At 41.3% G+C, this 1,654-nt stretch carries 2 protein-coding genes; both read left to right on the top strand.

The window, feature by feature from the left end; translation table 11 throughout:
- The first annotated feature begins 155 nt into the window (after window positions 1-155).
- The gene (locus EGI32_RS11210) at window positions 156-881 is read left to right on the top strand and encodes a YoaK family protein (protein WP_255154590.1); all 726 of its coding nucleotides are present in this window, start codon (window positions 156-158) and stop codon (window positions 879-881) included.
- 413 nt (window positions 882-1,294) lie between these two features.
- Window positions 1,295-1,654: helix-turn-helix domain-containing protein (locus EGI32_RS11215; protein ID WP_255155451.1), on the top strand; the 360-nt coding region annotated here is incomplete at its 3' end.

Raw genomic sequence — 1,654 nt, forward strand, 5'->3', positions numbered from 1 at the left:
TCCGATTTTTTCAAGCTTGTGGAGAAGCAAAAATAACCCCTCCTTCTTCCCGTCTTCCCGGCAAAATTTTTGTCGCCATGGATTGCAGCCCATGGTAATATTGAAGCATCCTCGCCGTTTGTGGCTTAACTTTAGGGCCAGAGAAAAATTACAAAATGTTCAGACATCAAGGTAAGACCCGGACTTTAAAACATAACCTGAGGATTGCTTCTTTATTATCTTTTGTAGCCGGAATTGTAAATGTGGCCGGTTTTTTTGCAGTTCAACGATTGACGACAAACGTAACGGGGCACTTTGCTTTTTTTGTAGACGAGGTTTTCAAGCTCAACTTCTGGCAGGGGTTTATTTATTTCCTCTATATCTTTTTCTTTTTCCTGGGCTCTTTTGTATCCAGCTTTCTCATAGAGATCATCTCCCGCAAAAGCGACCAGTATATTTATGTAGTGCCTGCTTCCATTGAATGCCTGATCTTATTAACCGTTGGCTTTTTGGGGCACAGGCTCATGCTCAGCAGCCCCGATGCCATTGCCTTCAGTTTACTTTTTGCCATGGGTTTGCAAAATTCACTGGTAACAACCATTTCCAACGCAAGTGTGCGAACAACGCACCTGACCGGGCTTTTTACCGACCTGGGTATCGAATTATCGCAGTTGTTTTTTTACAAAGAAGATCAGCAAAAGACCAGGTTGCTTTCCTCCATAAAATTGCGGTTGATCATCATCAGTTTCTTTTTTATCGGCGGAATTGTTGGCGGCATCTTATATTCAAAACTGGCCCTGTACTCTTTAATTTTTGCCGCAGCTGCCTTGCTATCCGGCCTCATCTACGACAATATAAAATTCAAACTGATCTTACTCAGAAGGAAACTCAAAAGTGGCTGAAAAAAAACGGTGAAGATTGGGCTCGTTTTCGACAATGTTATTTTGGAGCGGGCAATATATTTTGCCGGGCTTCCTGCGCCATAAATAATTTGTGCAGTTGCTGAGATCTTTCGATAATAAAGTAAAACTGCACAACAAAAATTTGTGCAGTTGCGGAAAAATTTTGATTAAAAATTAAAACTGCACAATTACAATTTGTGCAGTTTTTAATTTTTGATTCAAAAAAATAATTTCTGCACAAATATTTTTGTGCAGAAATTTTGTGCAGTTACTCAACTGCACAAATTTTTTGTGCAGTTGTTAAAAATAATTATCTGCACAAAATATTTCAGCATTATTATTAAATTGTGTGATAAGTCGTTGAAAATGCGGCTTTACCCTTAATCCCTTTATTACCGGCAAAACTATCTCACATGTTCCACCTTCGTCTCCTTCGCGATCAGATCCATCTTACCCAGGCCGAAATGGCCCGCGAACTCGGCCTCAAACTAAGTACGTACGCCATGATGGAGCGGGGCGACCGTAAAGTACCGCGGAAATTGTACCCCCTGGTAGACCAGCTGGCCGCCAGGTACAACATTACTTCGCAGGAGGTGAAACCCCTTAAGGCAGCCGAATCTCCCGCCATAGCCGAATTACGCGAAAAATATGAAAGTCAGTCAGCCATAGACATTAAGATGGAAGGCATTAAATGCGATGTTCAATTATACAAACTGGAGAAAGAGCTCAAAAAGATGAAGCAGGATTTTGAGATCGCCATGGAAGTGGTGAAT

This window comes from Ferruginibacter sp. HRS2-29, from assembly GCF_024343615.1.
Taxonomy (GTDB): domain Bacteria; phylum Bacteroidota; class Bacteroidia; order Chitinophagales; family Chitinophagaceae; genus Ferruginibacter.